Annotated in this window: 16 protein-coding genes; 6 read left to right on the top strand and 10 right to left on the bottom strand. The window is 60.2% G+C overall.

The genetic code is table 11. From position 1 onward, the window contains the following. The first annotated feature begins 6 nt into the window (after window positions 1-6). Complete coding sequence (locus V6F78_RS08175) at window positions 7-762, top strand: NRDE family protein (protein ID WP_047296179.1); 756 nt, start codon at window positions 7-9, stop codon at window positions 760-762. A gap of 36 nt (window positions 763-798) precedes the next feature. On the opposite strand, the gene ptsP is transcribed toward V6F78_RS08175, so the two are convergent. Next, entirely contained in the window at window positions 799-3,078 is a 2,280-nt protein-coding gene (gene ptsP, locus V6F78_RS08170; RefSeq protein WP_047278490.1) for a phosphoenolpyruvate--protein phosphotransferase, read from the bottom strand. A 21-nt stretch (window positions 3,079-3,099) separates the two neighbouring features. Next, window positions 3,100-3,579, bottom strand: coding sequence for an RNA pyrophosphohydrolase (locus V6F78_RS08165; protein ID WP_047278492.1), 480 nt, complete (start codon window positions 3,577-3,579; stop codon window positions 3,100-3,102). A 143-nt stretch (window positions 3,580-3,722) separates the two neighbouring features. Between V6F78_RS08165 and V6F78_RS08160 the strand changes: the two genes are divergently transcribed. After that, complete coding sequence (locus V6F78_RS08160; RefSeq protein ID WP_047278493.1) at window positions 3,723-4,379, top strand: HAD family hydrolase; 657 nt, start codon at window positions 3,723-3,725, stop codon at window positions 4,377-4,379. A 49-nt stretch (window positions 4,380-4,428) separates the two neighbouring features. Here the strand turns inward: V6F78_RS08160 and V6F78_RS08155 are convergent, their stop codons facing one another. Both V6F78_RS08155 and ilvA read right to left on the bottom strand, forming a co-directional pair. Beyond that, window positions 4,429-4,857, bottom strand: a complete 429-nt coding sequence (locus V6F78_RS08155) for a DUF2269 family protein (protein ID WP_332726945.1) — start codon at window positions 4,855-4,857, stop codon at window positions 4,429-4,431. Between the two features lie 40 nt (window positions 4,858-4,897). After that, a complete protein-coding gene (gene ilvA, locus V6F78_RS08150; RefSeq protein WP_047278497.1) occupies window positions 4,898-6,412 on the bottom strand; it encodes a threonine ammonia-lyase, biosynthetic in 1,515 nt (504 codons plus the stop codon). A 219-nt stretch (window positions 6,413-6,631) separates the two neighbouring features. Between ilvA and rpiA the strand changes: the two genes are divergently transcribed. Then, window positions 6,632-7,303: a ribose-5-phosphate isomerase RpiA gene (gene rpiA, locus V6F78_RS08145; RefSeq protein ID WP_047278499.1), complete on the top strand. Its 672-nt coding sequence runs from the start codon at window positions 6,632-6,634 to the stop codon at window positions 7,301-7,303. A gap of 54 nt (window positions 7,304-7,357) precedes the next feature. On the opposite strand, the gene V6F78_RS08140 is transcribed toward rpiA, so the two are convergent. Beyond that, window positions 7,358-7,579, bottom strand: a complete 222-nt coding sequence (locus V6F78_RS08140) for a DUF1161 domain-containing protein (RefSeq protein ID WP_047296183.1) — start codon at window positions 7,577-7,579, stop codon at window positions 7,358-7,360. A 120-nt stretch (window positions 7,580-7,699) separates the two neighbouring features. Further along, window positions 7,700-7,915, bottom strand: coding sequence for a dodecin (locus tag V6F78_RS08135; RefSeq protein WP_047278502.1), 216 nt, complete (start codon window positions 7,913-7,915; stop codon window positions 7,700-7,702). Between the two features lie 156 nt (window positions 7,916-8,071). On the opposite strand from V6F78_RS08135, the gene V6F78_RS08130 reads away from it, so the two are divergent. After that, window positions 8,072-8,398 carry a DUF883 family protein gene (locus V6F78_RS08130; protein ID WP_047278504.1) on the top strand — a complete coding sequence of 109 codons (327 nt, stop codon included), beginning with the start codon at window positions 8,072-8,074 and terminating at the stop codon, window positions 8,396-8,398. On the opposite strand, the gene V6F78_RS08125 is transcribed toward V6F78_RS08130, so the two are convergent. Further along, window positions 8,395-9,291 carry a LysR family transcriptional regulator gene (locus V6F78_RS08125; protein WP_047279503.1) on the bottom strand — a complete coding sequence of 299 codons (897 nt, stop codon included), beginning with the start codon at window positions 9,289-9,291 and terminating at the stop codon, window positions 8,395-8,397. The genes V6F78_RS08130 and V6F78_RS08125 overlap by 4 nt on opposite strands. Window positions 9,292-9,404: 113 nt before the next feature. Here V6F78_RS08125 and trpB point away from each other — a divergent pair, with 113 nt between their 5' ends. Both trpB and trpA read left to right on the top strand, forming a co-directional pair. Continuing rightward, complete coding sequence (gene trpB, locus V6F78_RS08120) at window positions 9,405-10,625, top strand: tryptophan synthase subunit beta (RefSeq protein WP_047279504.1); 1,221 nt, start codon at window positions 9,405-9,407, stop codon at window positions 10,623-10,625. Next, window positions 10,625-11,434, top strand: coding sequence for a tryptophan synthase subunit alpha (trpA, locus tag V6F78_RS08115; protein ID WP_047296187.1), 810 nt, complete (start codon window positions 10,625-10,627; stop codon window positions 11,432-11,434). Before trpB ends, trpA begins: the two co-directional genes overlap by 1 nt. Window positions 11,435-11,482: 48 nt before the next feature. Here the strand turns inward: trpA and V6F78_RS08110 are convergent, their stop codons facing one another. Genes V6F78_RS08110 through V6F78_RS08100 form a run of 3 tightly spaced genes read right to left on the bottom strand, consistent with a single transcriptional unit; the run spans window position 11,483 to window position 14,049 of the window. Further along, window positions 11,483-12,127, bottom strand: coding sequence for a methionine ABC transporter permease (locus V6F78_RS08110; RefSeq protein ID WP_047296189.1), 645 nt, complete (start codon window positions 12,125-12,127; stop codon window positions 11,483-11,485). Beyond that, a complete protein-coding gene (locus V6F78_RS08105) occupies window positions 12,117-13,238 on the bottom strand; it encodes a methionine ABC transporter ATP-binding protein (protein ID WP_332726944.1) in 1,122 nt (373 codons plus the stop codon). Before V6F78_RS08105 ends, V6F78_RS08110 begins: the two co-directional genes overlap by 11 nt. 1 nt (window position 13,239) lies before the next feature. Then, entirely contained in the window at window positions 13,240-14,049 is an 810-nt protein-coding gene (locus V6F78_RS08100) for a MetQ/NlpA family ABC transporter substrate-binding protein (protein ID WP_332726943.1), read from the bottom strand. Window positions 14,050-14,085 lie beyond the last annotated feature (36 nt).

Raw genomic sequence — 14,085 nt, 5'->3', positions numbered from 1 at the left:
CTGACCATGTGCCTGATTGTCTTCGCGTGGCGCCCCGGCCATGCACAGCCGCTGGTGGTGGCGGCCAACCGGGATGAATTTTATGCTCGCCCCGCCAGGCCCCTTGCGCAGTGGGCCGATGCACCGCACGTGTATGCCGGGCGTGATCTGGAGGCGGGCGGCACGTGGCTGGGCGTTGGCGCGAACGGTCGCTTCGCGGCATTGACCAATATTCGCGAACCGCACACACCGCCTACACGGCGTTCGCGGGGTGATCTGGTTGCGCGTTTTTTAAGCGGGAATCAATCGACTGAAGAGTATTTAAACGACGTTAGTCAACAATCAGTGAATTACGCCGGCTTCAATTTACTGGTGGGCACCCGCAACGAGCTGTGGCATTTCAATTCCAGGGACGTCGTCCCGATACGCCTGAATTCGGGGGTATATGGCCTGTCCAACGCCGGCCTGGACACACCGTGGCCCAAATTAGTGAAGGCCAGGGCCGCGCTCGGCGACGTGTTAAACGCACCCGACCCGCAAGCGTTGCTGGCCATTCTGAAAGATCGACAGACTGCCTCATTCAGTGACCTGCCCGATACCGGCGTGGGATTGGCGACGGAGCATTTGCTGTCGAGTGTCTTTATTGCCAGCACCACCTACGGCACCCGTGCCAGCACGGCATTGATTGTTAACGCTGACGGTTCAAGGGTGATGGTGGAACACAGCTTCGGGCCCAATGGCGGGCGCCTGGGGGAAGTCAGGCTGGAGCAGCCCTCACCCTGATCCGCTCCTGTGCGAAAGGGCCGGGTGAGGCGGTTGTTAATACGGCTTGATGGCCGCCGGGTTCATCATGCGGGTCAGGCCCATGTTTTTCAGGGCCAGTTGCACGGTGCTGCGAATCACCTGCGGGTTGTCGATGGTCATGACTTCGGCCAGCAGCTCCTTGGCACGGCTGAGTTCAACCTGACGCAGCATCCATTTCACTTTCGGCAAGTTGGTGGCGTTCATCGACAGGCTGTCGAAGCCCATGGCCATCAACAGGATCGCCGCCGCCGGATCGCCCGCCATTTCGCCGCAGATGCTGGCAGGCTTGCCTTCGGCGTGGGCATCGCGCACCACCGATTGCAAGGCTTGCAGCACCGCCGGGTGCAGGTAGTCGTACAAGTCGGCAACGCGCGGGTTGTTACGGTCCACCGCCAGCAGGTATTGGGTGAGGTCGTTGGAACCGACAGACAGGAAGTCCACCTGCCTCGCCAGTTCCCGGGTCTGATAAACCGCTGCGGGGATTTCGATCATCACACCGATGGGGGGCATCGGCACATCGGTGCCTTCATCGCGCACTTCACCCCAGGCACGGTGCAGTAAGTGCAGAGCTTCTTCGAGTTCGTGCGTGCCAGAGATCATCGGCAACAAAATACGCAGGTTGTTCAGGCCTTCGCTGGCCTTGAGCATGGCCCGGGCCTGAACCAGAAAGATTTCCGGGTGATCGAGGGTGACGCGGATCCCGCGCCAGCCGAGGAAAGGGTTGTCTTCTTTGATCGGGAAGTACGACAGTGACTTGTCGCCGCCAATGTCCAGGCTGCGCATGGTCACCGGTTGCGGATGGAAGGCGGCGAGTTGCTCGCGATAAATCGCCAGCTGCTCCTTTTCGCTCGGAAAGCGCTGATTGATCATGAACGGCACTTCGGTGCGGTAAAGACCTACGCCTTCTGCGCCGCGCTGTTGCGCCCGTGCCACATCGGCCAGCAAGCCGGTGTTGACCCACAGCGGCATGCGGTGCCCGTCCGGGGTGATGCACGGCAGTTCGCGCAGGGCATCGAGGCCCTGGGACAACTGACGCTCTTCTTCCACCACGTCGGCGTATTGCTTGCGCAGCAATTCACTGGGGTTGGTGTAGACCTCGCCGTGATAGCCGTCGACGATCATCTGAATGCCGTCGACCTTGGAATACGGCAGGTCCACCAGGCCCATGACGGTCGGAATGCCCATGGCCCGGGCCAGGATCGCCACGTGGGAGTTGCCCGAGCCCAGTACCGAGACCAGACCGGCCAGTTTGCCCTCGGGCACCTCGCCAAGCATGGTTGCCGTCAGCTCTTCACTGACCAGGATCGTGTGGTCGGGGTAGACCATGGTTTGTTTTCGATCATGCTGCAAATAGGCCAGCAGCCGCCGACCCAGGTCGCGCACATCCGACGCCCGCTCGCGCAGGTAATCGTCGTCCATCAGTTCAAAACGGTTGACGTGGTCCGTCACCACCTGACGCAACGCGCCCTGGGCCCACTGACCGGTCTTGATTACATTTTTGACTTCGCTGCCCAGTGACGCGTCGTCGAGCATCATCAGGTAAACGTCGAACAGCGCCTGTTCTTCGGGGCGCAGTTGCGTGGCGAGTTTCTTCGACACGGCACGCATGTCATTGCGCACGCCTTCGAGGGCGGTCTTGAACAGGGCGATTTCCGCCGGGATGTCGGTGATGGCCTTGTCGGGCACCACGTCGAGATCGGCCGGGGGCAGCATGACCACCGCCGTGCCGACCGCTGCGCCGGGGGAACCGGGCACGCCGACAAACTTGGCTTCCTGGATGCCCTTGCCCTGACGCCCCAGGCCGCGAATCGAGCCGGTGGCTTCAGCGTGGGCGATCACCCCGGCCAGTTGCGCGCTCATGGTGACCAGAAAGGCTTCTTCGCCTTCGTCGAACTGGCGACGTTCTTTTTGCTGGATCACCAGAACACCGACCACACGGCGGTGGTGGATAATCGGCGCGCCCAGGAAGGCGGCATAACGCTCTTCACCGGTCTCGGCAAAGTAGCGATAGCGCGGGTGATCGGCGGCGTTTTCGAGGTTCAGAGGTTCTTCACGGGTGCCCACCAGGCCGACCAGGCCTTCGTTGGGCGCCATGCTGACCTTGCCGATCGAGCGCTTGTTCAAGCCCTCGGTGGCCATCAACACAAAACGGTTGGTCTCTGGATCAAGCAAATAGACCGAGCAGACCTGACTGCCCATGGCCTCTTTGACGCGCAACACAATAATCCCCAACGCCGCCTTGAGATCCTTGGCGGAGTTAACTTCCTGGACGATCTTGCGCAGCGTATTGAGCATGGCTCGGGGTCGAACTCCGTGTCAGGCGCGCGTTAAAAGGCGCGGGGCAAGCTCTTTGAGAGCGCGACGGTAGACCTCGCGCTTGAATGTCACCACCTGGCCCAACGGATACCAATAGCTGACCCAGCGCCAGCCATCGAATTCCGGTTTACCGGTCAAATCCATCCGCACCCGCTGCTCGTTAGAGATCAGGCGCAGCAAAAACCACTTCTGCTTCTGGCCGATGCACAGCGGCTGGCTGTGGGTACGGACCAAACGTTGCGGCAAACGATAGCGCAACCAGCCTCGCGTGCAGGCGAGTATTTCTACATCTTCGCGTTCAAGGCCAACTTCTTCGTTCAGCTCACGGTACAAGGCGTCCTCTGGCGTCTCATCAGGGTTGATACCGCCCTGTGGAAACTGCCACGCGTCTTGATTGATTCGGCGAGCCCAAAGTACCTGACCAGCATCATTTGTCAGAATAATCCCGACATTAGGACGGAAACCATCGGGGTCGATCACGGCAACAACCTCGCAAACGCATGTCGCCGCATTGTTCCACAAAGGTTGTGAACGCAGCAACGCGCCACCCTGTCTTATGTGCACTCTTCTTAAAAGACCGTATTCTTGTGGGCTTTCAACCGACAGCTCAGCGGGTAATTGCAATGCGTCTGGCTTTATTCGACTTGGACAACACCCTTTTAGGCGGCGACAGCGACCACGCATGGGGCGACTACCTGTGCGAACGCGGCATTCTCGACGGTGAGGCCTACAAAGCGCGCAACGACGCGTTTTATCAGGATTACCTGGCAGGCACACTCGATAACGCGGCCTACCTGAATTTCAGCATGGAAATCTTCGGCCGCCATGACATGGCGCAACTGGATCAATGGCACCGTGAATTCATGCGCGACTGCATCGAGCCGTTGATGCTGCCCAAGGCCCAGGCGCTGCTGGCCCAACACCGCGAAGCTGGCGATACGCTGGTCATCATTACCGCCACCAATCGCGTGGTCACCGCGCCGATTGCCAGGCACCTGGGCGTGGAACATTTGATCGCCACCGAGTGCGAGATCGTCGATGGCCGCTACACCGGCCGCAGCGCTGACGTTCCGTGCTTTCGAGAAGGCAAGGTCACGCGCCTGACACGCTGGATGGCAGAAAACGGCCACACCCTCGAAGACAGCTACTTTTACAGTGATTCGATGAACGACCTGCCGTTGCTGGAGTGTGTCACCCATCCAGTAGCCGTCGACCCGGACCCCAACCTGCGGGCCGAAGCCATCAAACGTGGCTGGAAGGTCATGTCGCTGCGCGACTGAATGCAAAAGCCCCTCTTTGCAGAGGGGCTCGTCGGGTTCAGCACATGGCTTAAACCGGCTTGGCGCCCATCAAACCGGCGATGGCGACAAAGCAAACGGCACAAAAAATCGCCAACACCCGCGTGAAACGAGGGTGTTTGGCCACGCGCCCCAACCGCAGGCGATTGAGCCTGACCACCAGCCACACCCAGCTCAGCGCGCCCAACAAGTACAAGCAACTACCAGCCAGCAACCACAGTTGACTCAACGGCCAACCCGCCAGATGCACCAGCCACCACCCGCTGACGGGCAAGGCCAGCAGGCACAGCCCCATCAAAGCCCAGACAAAGCCCCACGGGCGTCGCAACGCGCCACCCGACACGTCTTTATCCCCGGCCCGGTTACGGCGAATAACCACCACCAGCAACGCAATGACGCAGACGAACAGCAGCAGTGTCGACACCCCATGCAACAGCTTCAACGCGGTGAAGGTTTCCATGTCATTGCTTCCTTGAACGGTTCATTGAGCTTAGCGCCTATCAGCCAAGAAACAGCTGATAGGCCGGGTTATCACTTTCATCCCAGTACGGGTAGCCAATGTCCGCCAGCGCGGCAGGCACCAGATGACGCTCGTCCGCAGGCACTTGCAACCCGGCCATCACACGACCATCTGCGGCGCCATGGTTGCGGTAATGGAACATCGAGATATTCCAGCGCCCACCCAGTTTGTTGAGGAAGTTGAACAAGGCACCGGGGCGTTCCGGGAATTCGAAGCGGAACAACTGCTCATCACTGACTTTGTCGGCGTGCCCGCCCACCATGTGGCGGATGTGCAACTTGGCCAGTTCGTTGTCGGTCAGGTCCACCACCGGGAAGCCTTGCTCGCGCAAGCTCGCCAGTAAGGCGCTGCGCGGATCGTTGACCGGGTGCGTCTGCACGCCGACAAAAATGTGCGCTTCACGGCCGGTGTGGTAGCGGTAGTTGAATTCGGTGATCTGACGCTTGCCGATCGCCTGGCAGAACGCCTTGAAACTGCCGACCTCTTCAGGAATGGTCACCGCGATGATGGCTTCACGGCCTTCACCCAGCTCCGCGCGTTCGGCCACATGGCGCAAGCGGTCGAAGTTGACGTTGGCGCCCGAGTCGATCGCAACCAGCGTCTGGCCCTTCACGCCACGCTGCTCGACGTATTTCTTGATCCCGGCCACACCCAGTGCACCGGCAGGTTCGGTGATCGAGCGGGTATCGTCGAAGATATCCTTGATGGCGGCACAGATCTCGTCTGTGCTGACCGTGATGACTTCATCCACGTAGTCTTTGCAGATATCAAAGGTGTGCTGGCCAATCTGGCCGACGGCCACGCCATCGGCAAAGATGCCCACGGTCGGCAACACCACGCGCTCGCCCGCGGCCATGGCGGCTTGCAGGCAGTTGGAATCGTCCGGCTCCACGCCAATGACCTTGATGTCCGGCCGCAAGTACTTCACGTACGCGGCGATCCCTGCAATCAGCCCGCCGCCGCCCACCGGCACGAAAATCGCGTCCAGCGGCGCCGGGTGCTGGCGCAGAATTTCCATCGCCACGGTGCCCTGCCCGGCGATGGTGTGCGGGTCATCGTAGGGATGCACGTAGACGTAGCCTTTTTGCTCCACCAATTGCAGTGAGTACGCCAGCGCCTCGGGGAACGAATCGCCGTGCAACACCACGATGCCACCACGGGAACGCACGCCTTCGATTTTGATCTCGGGCGTGGTTTTGGGCATCACGATGGTGGCCTTGACCCCCAGCTTTTTGGCGGCCAGCGCCAGGCCCTGAGCGTGATTGCCCGCAGAAGCCGTGACCACGCCACACGCGCGCTCGGCGTCGCTCAGGTGCATCAACTTGTTGTAAGCGCCACGAATCTTGAACGAGTACACCGGTTGCAGATCTTCGCGTTTAAGCCAAATCTGATTGCCCAACCGCTCGGTCAACTGGTTGGCGGCTTGCAAGGGCGTTTCAACGGCCACGTCATAAACGCGCGAGTTGAGGATCTTCTTAACGTACTGTTCGAGCATCGGAAAGCGTCACTGTGCGAGTTAGCAGGGACCCGGGAGTCTACCCCAGCGTTTACGCGGCCGACCACACGAAATGGGAGGTTTATACCGCCTCCTTATCCCGACCCTCTACTAAAGGAACAGGGCACAGGGTCGCACCCGTTGTCAGACCACGCCCACAGCTCAACGCTTGTCCGTATAATGCCGGCCTTCTGTTCCCCTTCCCGCCCCGGAGCCCGCATGACCCAGGATCAACTCAAACAGGCCGTCGCCCAAGCGGCTGTCGATTTCATCCTCCCAAAACTGGATGACAAGAGCATCGTGGGGGTCGGCACCGGCTCCACGGCCAACTGCTTCATCGACGCACTGGCCCAACACAAAGGCGCGTTCGACGGCGCCGTCGCCAGCTCCGAAGCCACCGCCGCACGCCTCAAGGGCCACGGAATTCCGGTGTATGAACTCAACACCGTCAGCGACCTGGAGTTCTACGTGGACGGCGCCGACGAGAGCGACGAGCACCTGAACTTGATCAAGGGCGGTGGCGCAGCCCTGACCCGCGAGAAGATCGTGGCCGCCGTTGCCAAGACTTTCATCTGCATCGCCGACGCCAGCAAGCTGGTGCCAGTGCTGGGTGCGTTCCCGCTGCCGGTCGAAGTGATCCCGATGGCCCGTAGCCACGTGGCCCGCGAGTTGGTCAAACTGGGCGGCGACCCGGTTTACCGCGAAGGTGTCATCACCGACAACGGCAATATCATCCTTGACGTGTTCAACATGCAGATCACCAACCCGGTGGAACTGGAGCGTCAAATCAACGCCATCGTCGGCGTGGTGACGAACGGTTTGTTCGCGGCACGGCCTGCGGATTTGCTGTTGCTGGGCACACCAGAAGGCGTAAAAACCCTGTCGAAATAAAACCTCAGGCATGAAAAAGCCGACGCATGCGTCGGCTTTTTTGTACGCGTTGACTTATCCGCGCTTGTAAACGATTTCTTTGGTGTCACCGCCGCAGGTGCCGACCACTTTGCCATCTGCCGAAGCGCCCTTGTCCACGATCTCCAGCGAGTAGTGTGCAACACCCTTGGCGTCTAGCTTGGCGGCAATTTCGCTTTTCAGCTCACCGCAGTCTTTTGCGGCAAAGGCTGTGCTCGCCAGAGTCATCAAACCGACAGCCACTAAAATCTTCTTCATCCGTCACATCCCCTGTTCAAAACAAAAAGGGTGCGCCGCGCTTGTGCAGCGTCGCACCCAGACGGTGTAGCGGAGTTTATGGCAAACGGCCAGCTCACAAGTTCAAAAGGATTGCGCGACTCAGCTGCTGGCGATGCGGAATCCGACCTTGAGGGTCACCTGGTAGTGCGCCACTTTGCCGTCCTTGATGTGCCCGCGAGTCTCCAGCACTTCGAACCACTCCATGTGCTTGATGCTTTTGTTGGCCTCGGCCAGTGCATTACTGATGGCGTCTTCTATGCTGCTCGGGGACGAGCCTACCAGTTCGATTTTCTTGTAGGTGTGATGGTCAGACATAACGTTCTCCATTTGTCGTAAGTCAAAGCCTAGCAGCGAATGTGCTGAATACTTGGGAAGCGATGCGAAAGGAAAAGTTCAGGTTTACTGCACTTTCTGAAAACACCGGAGTCGGACTTAACACACACAGTCACTCATCAATGCAGGAGAGCCCTAATGGCTAGCAATTCTTTACGTAAAGCCTCATTGCAAAGCATGGAAGCTGAGATCGAGAGCCTGCTTAAGTCTCTGGAAAGCCTCAAAGACGACGCCTCGGAAGAGTCCAAGAAGACCCTTAAGGCACTTAAAGGCAATGCTGAGAACGCCCTCAAGCATTCCCGTCACCTGCTCAGCGAAACCTTCGAAGAAGTGAAGGACAAAACCCGCGAGACGGCCATTGCCACCCGCGAATACGCCCAAGAGCACCCCTACGCCACAGCGGGCGTTGCCATCGGCGCACTGGGCCTGCTGGCCGCTTACCTGATGTGCAAGCGCGGCAACTAAACCGCGTTACGCGCAAGCTCAGCCTTGAGCCATTGCGCCAGTTGCCGGGCGCGCCCATCTGCGGCGCGCTTGGGCAGCCATAACGCCAGTTGCGCCGGGGTTTGCACAAACCCCCACGGCGCAACCAGGCGCCCTGCCTTGAGGTCCTCGGTGACCAGCGGCTGCGGGGCAATCGCAACGCCCAACCCGGCGACTGCGGCCTCCAGCAAGTAGTACAAGTGCTCAAACCCCTGCCCATATTTCAATGCCGTTGCATCGAGCGCATGCTGCTGCGCCCAACTGGGCCATGCCTGCGGCCTGGACGTGGTGTGCAGTAACGCCTCATCGAGCAAGGCGCTGGCCGGTGCATTGCGCAACTGTTCATAACGGGCGAAGCGCGGGCTGAGCACAGGCCCGATCCGCTCGCTGCCCAACTCATACACCTGCATGTCGGCGGGCCACGGCGGCTCAGCGAACACCAGCAAGGCGTCGAGCCCCGGTTTGCGGGGGTCCAGATCGCCTTCACCGGCAGACAGGTGCAAACGCAAATCCGGCAAATCGGCGTTCAACCGCCCCAGCCGGGGGATGAACCAGCGCGCCAGCAAACTGCCCGAACACCCCAGCACAAACGGCGCATCAATGTGGCTTTGCGTGAGTTCGTTGCACACGTTGCGTACCCGATCAAAGGCTTCGCTGCTGGCATCTCGCAGGCGCACCCCGGCGTCGGTCAGCCTCAGGCCACGGCCTTCCTTGACGAACAGGCTCACGCCCAAGTGCTCTTCGAGGACTTTGATTTGCCGACTGACGGCGCCGTGGGTGACGTTCAACTGTTCAGCCGCCTGACTGACGCTGTTCAGGCGGGCAGTGGCTTCGAAGGCACGCAGGGCATTTAAGGGTGGGAGGTCGCGGCTCATGGTATCTGTGAGTTTTCCTGACAGGTTGCGGCGATCTTATCGGTTTTCATCGCGGTCTGTCGCGCGTAGAGTCAGGCCCATCGACCTTCGTACCTTTTCAGCTGGAGCGTCCCATGACTCAATCCAATTTGCGTACCGGCCCCGACGCCAATGGCCTGTTCGGTTCATTCGGCGGCCGTTACGTGGCAGAAACCCTGATGCCCTTGATCCTTGAGCTGGATCGCGAATACGAGCTGGCCAAGCACGACCCCGAATTCATCAAAGAACTGGCGTACTTTCAGCGCGACTACGTGGGCCGTCCCAGCCCGCTGTACTACGCCGAACGCCTGACCGAGTTCTGCGGCGGCGCAAAAATCTACCTCAAGCGTGAAGAGCTGAACCACACCGGCGCGCACAAAATCAACAACTGCATCGGCCAGATCCTGCTGGCACGGCGCATGGGCAAAAAACGCATCATTGCCGAAACCGGCGCCGGGATGCACGGCGTGGCCACCGCCACCGTGGCAGCGCGCTTCGGCCTGCAATGCGTGATCTACATGGGCACGACCGACATCGAACGTCAGCAAGCCAACGTGTTCCGCATGAAGCTGCTGGGCGCCGAAGTGATCCCGGTCGTGGCCGGCACCGGCACGCTCAAGGACGCCATGAATGAAGCCCTGCGTGACTGGGTGACCCATGTCGACAGCACCTTCTACCTGATCGGCACCGTGGCAGGCCCGCACCCGTACCCGGCGATGGTGCGTGACTTCCAGGCTGTGATCGGCAAGGAAACCCGCGACCAGATGCAGGCACAGGAAGGCCGCCTGCCCGACAGCCTGGTGGCGTGCATCGGTGGCGGCTCCAACGCCATGGGCCTGTTCCACCCGTTCCTGGATGACACCAGCGTTCAGATCATCGGCGTCGAAGCGGCCGGGTACGGCATCGAAACCGGCAAGCACGCCGCCAGCCTCAATGGCGGAGAGCCAGGGGTCTTGCACGGCAACCGCACGTTCCTGTTGCAGGACAACGACGGTCAGATCATCGACGCTCACTCCATTTCCGCCGGTCTCGATTACCCCGGCATCGGCCCGGAACACGCGTGGTTACATGACATCGGTCGTGTCGAATACACCTCGGTCACTGACGATGAAGCCCTCGACGCGTTCCATAAATGCTGCCGCCTGGAAGGCATCATCCCCGCGCTGGAAAGCGCCCACGCACTGGCTGAAGTATTCAAGCGCGCACCGACCCTGCCAGCCGACCACTTGATGGTGGTCAACTTGTCCGGTCGCGGCGACAAAGACATGCAAACCGTGATGCACCACATGGAACAGTCCCAGCAGGAGAAACACTGATGAGCCGCCTGCAAACCCGCTTTGCCGAACTCAAGGAACAGAATCGCGCCGCACTGGTGACCTTTGTCACGGCGGGCGATCCGGATTACGCCACGTCCCTGGCCATTCTTAAAGGCCTGCCTGCTGCGGGGGCGGACGTGATCGAGCTGGGCATGCCGTTCACCGACCCGATGGCCGATGGTCCCGCCATTCAACTGGCCAACATTCGTGCACTCAGCGGCCATCAGAATCTGGCCAAAACCCTGCAAATGGTGCGCGAGTTCCGCGAAGGGAACAGCGATACCCCGCTGGTGCTGATGGGCTACTTCAACCCGATTCACCACTACGGCGTGGCCACATTCATTGCCGAGGCGAAGGCATCCGGCGTTGACGGCATGATCGTGGTGGACATGCCGCCCGAGCACAACAGCGAGCTGTGCGACCCCGCACAAGCAGCGGGCCTGGATTTTATCCGCCTGACCACACCCACCACCGACGACGCACGACTGCCCAAAGTACTGACCGGCAGTTCGGGTTTTGTGTATTACGTGTCGGTCGCGGGGGTGACCGGGGCAGGTTCTGCGACCACCGATCAGGTCAGTGAAGCCATTGAGCGTCTGCGTCGGCACACCGACTTGCCGATCAGTGTCGGGTTTGGCATTCGCACCCCGGAACAGGCGGCCGCCATTGCCCGCTTGGCCGACGGCGTGGTGGTCGGCTCGGCGCTGATCGACAAGATCGAAAATGCCGCAACCCCGGAACAGGCTGTGGATGGTGTGCTGAGCCTGTGTGCCGCCTTGGCTGAGGGTGTTCGCAAAGCCCGGGGCTAACCGTGAAAAACCTGCTGGCACGTGTGCCAGCAGGTTATCGGGACTGAGTTACCGCTTGTTCAGCCCCCTCGCCAGGCGATCCCCTCCCTGCTGAATCACCGCGACCAGCACCACCAGCAACACAATCACAGTGAGCATCACTTGGGTGTCAAATCGCTGGTAGCCATACCGATAGGCAATATCCCCCAGACCGCCCGCGCCGATGGCACCTGCCATGGCGGAGGAGTTGATCATGGTCACCAGCGTGATGGTGAATCCACCCACGATGCCGGGTAATGCTTCAGGCAGCAGGACGTGCCAGATGATGTGATGGCGTTTGCAGCCCATGGCTTGTGCCGCTTCGATCAGGCCGTGGTCCACTTCACGCAAACTGACCTCTGCAATGCGCGCAAAAAACGGGGTTGCGGCGATGGTCAATGGCACGACTGCCGCCCACACGCCGTAAGTTGTACCGACAATCAGCCGGGTGAACGGAATCAGTGCCACCATCAGAATCAGGAACGGGATGGAACGAAACAGGTTCACGAACGCGCCCAGTGCCTTGTTCAGCGCGGGCGCCTGATAAATGCCGCCCTTGTCACTGGTCACCAAAATGACCGCCAGCGGAATCCCCAGCACCAGCGCGATCAACGACGACACGCCGACCATCAGGAAGGTGTCGATCATCCCCTGCCACAAACGATCAAATGCCATAACCGACCACCTCGACGTGTTGTGCCCAGTGTTGGGCGCGCTTGCGCAGTTCTTCCGCGCCCACTGACATGCCGCTGACGCTGAGCAGCAGTTGCCCCAAGGCATGGCCCTGAATCTGTTCAACCCCGCCCTGCAGCAAGCGCACCTGGCCACCGAGTGCGGCAAACAGGGCGCCAAGGTCAGGCTCCTGCGCCTGCTGGCCAGTCAAGCGCAAGCGCAGGATCACACTCGATTGCGCCGACTCCGGTTGCGCGCTGATGCGCGCCTGCACGCTTTCGGGCAACGCATCCTGCAACGGCGCAAGCAAGGTTTTACTGACCTCGTGCTGTGGGTTGCCAAACACCTGCCAGACCGGGCCCTGCTCGACAATGCGCCCCTGCTCCAGGACCACCACGCGATGGCAGATGTCACGAATGACAGCCATTTCATGGGTAATGAGCACGATGGTCAGCCCCAATCGCTGGTTGATCTCACGCAACAAACCGAGGATCGAGTGCGTGGTTTCAGGGTCGAGTGCCGACGTGGCTTCGTCGCACAACAAAATGGCAGGGTTATGCACCAGTGCGCGAGCAATGCCCACGCGCTGTTTCTGCCCGCCTGACAGCTGCGCCGGGTAGGCCGTGTGCTTGCCTTGCAAGCCCACCAGTTCCAGCAACTCACGGACTTTTTGTTCGCGCTGCAATTTCGGCACGCCCGCCACCTTCAACGGCAACTCCACGTTTTGCCACACAGTTTTGGCGGACATCAGGTTGAAGTGCTGAAAAATCATGCCGATCTGCCGGCGCAGCGTTACCAGCGTGTTTTCATCAAACCCGCCAATGTCGACCTGATCAATCAGCACACGGCCGCGGGTGGGTTGTTCCAGACGATTGATGGTGCGAATCAACGACGATTTGCCCGCCCCGCTGCGGCCAATGATGCCGAAGATCTCCCCGCGTTGAATCGCCAGGTCGATGCCCGACAGCGCATCCACCGGGCCCTGGCGCCCGTCATAGGTTTTACCCACGCCGATAAAGCGCACATGGGCGCGACTGAGTTCAGGGTGCAGTTCGGTCCGGGTCGCACCGGGCGACTGGGTGTCGAGCCGCGCGCGAGCAATGGCCACGCTCATGTCAGCCTCCCCAGCCCGGCTGGTACAAGGTGCCGTAGGTTTTATCCAGCGACGCTTTGACCACCGGCGAGTGCTGGTAGATGTCCACAAATTTGGCGATGCGCGGATCGTCCTTGTTCTGCGGCTTGATGACGAACTGAATCACGTATTCCGGGTGATCGAGGCCGTCAAACAGCAGGGCGGAACCGGCATCGAAGGTTTTGGCCAGACGGATGTAGGCCGGATAACCCTGCACCAGATCGGCATCATCGTAGGCGCGGACCAATTGCACGGCTTCGACTTGCAGAATGTTGATGTTTTTCGGGTTGGCGGTGATGTCGTCTTCGGTAGCTTTGTAACCGACGCCCGGCTTGAGCGTAATCAGTCCCGCTTTAGCCAGTAATTGCAGGCCGCGACCGCTGTTGATCGGGTCATTGGCGATCGCCACCGTGGCCCCGGTCGGCAGCGCTTCCAGGCTTTTGTACGTTTTGGAGTACAAGCCGATGTTGTTGATGATCCCCGGTCTGAACGGCACCAGATCGCTGCCGGAAGCCGCGTTGGCATTCTCCAGAAACGGAATGTGCTGGAAATAGTTAACGTCGATATCGCCCGCCGCCAGTGTGGTGTTGGGCGCGATCCAGTCCGTGAACTCCACCAGTTCCACTTTCAGGCCCTGTTTTTCAGCTTCTGCGACGGCTGTTTCCAGCGGGATGGCAAAGGCGGCAGTCGTGCCAACCTTGAGGGGGTTGTCGGCTGCATGGGCGAATCCGCTGATCAGGCCGAGGGCTAACACCAGTGCGTTGACTGGGTGGGTGATGTGTTTTTTGTTCATGGGCATGTTCCAGTCAAAGGGGACATTCAAGAGCGC

The sequence above is a fragment of the Pseudomonas sp. ESBL9 genome (assembly GCF_036668715.1).
Classification (GTDB): Bacteria; Pseudomonadota; Gammaproteobacteria; order Pseudomonadales; family Pseudomonadaceae; genus Aquipseudomonas; species Aquipseudomonas lundensis.
Note: the sequence above shows the minus strand (reverse complement) of the source record. Positions and strands in the feature narration are given on the sequence as shown.

Coding starts and splice junctions, on each gene's coding strand:
- V6F78_RS08175 (WP_047296179.1), top strand. CDS start 7: ATGTGCCTGATTGTCTTCGCGTGGCGCCCCGGCCATGCACAGCCGCTG.
- ptsP (WP_047278490.1), bottom strand. CDS start 3,078: ATGCTCAATACGCTGCGCAAGATCGTCCAGGAAGTTAACTCCGCCAAG.
- V6F78_RS08160 (WP_047278493.1), top strand. CDS start 3,723: ATGCGTCTGGCTTTATTCGACTTGGACAACACCCTTTTAGGCGGCGAC.
- V6F78_RS08155 (WP_332726945.1), bottom strand. CDS start 4,857: ATGGAAACCTTCACCGCGTTGAAGCTGTTGCATGGGGTGTCGACACTG.
- ilvA (WP_047278497.1), bottom strand. CDS start 6,412: ATGCTCGAACAGTACGTTAAGAAGATCCTCAACTCGCGCGTTTATGAC.
- rpiA (WP_047278499.1), top strand. CDS start 6,632: ATGACCCAGGATCAACTCAAACAGGCCGTCGCCCAAGCGGCTGTCGAT.
- V6F78_RS08140 (WP_047296183.1), bottom strand. CDS start 7,579: ATGAAGAAGATTTTAGTGGCTGTCGGTTTGATGACTCTGGCGAGCACA.
- V6F78_RS08135 (WP_047278502.1), bottom strand. CDS start 7,915: ATGTCTGACCATCACACCTACAAGAAAATCGAACTGGTAGGCTCGTCC.
- V6F78_RS08130 (WP_047278504.1), top strand. CDS start 8,072: ATGGCTAGCAATTCTTTACGTAAAGCCTCATTGCAAAGCATGGAAGCT.
- V6F78_RS08125 (WP_047279503.1), bottom strand. CDS start 9,291: ATGAGCCGCGACCTCCCACCCTTAAATGCCCTGCGTGCCTTCGAAGCC.
- trpB (WP_047279504.1), top strand. CDS start 9,405: ATGACTCAATCCAATTTGCGTACCGGCCCCGACGCCAATGGCCTGTTC.
- trpA (WP_047296187.1), top strand. CDS start 10,625: ATGAGCCGCCTGCAAACCCGCTTTGCCGAACTCAAGGAACAGAATCGC.
- V6F78_RS08110 (WP_047296189.1), bottom strand. CDS start 12,127: ATGGCATTTGATCGTTTGTGGCAGGGGATGATCGACACCTTCCTGATG.
- V6F78_RS08105 (WP_332726944.1), bottom strand. CDS start 13,238: ATGAGCGTGGCCATTGCTCGCGCGCGGCTCGACACCCAGTCGCCCGGT.
- V6F78_RS08100 (WP_332726943.1), bottom strand. CDS start 14,049: ATGAACAAAAAACACATCACCCACCCAGTCAACGCACTGGTGTTAGCC.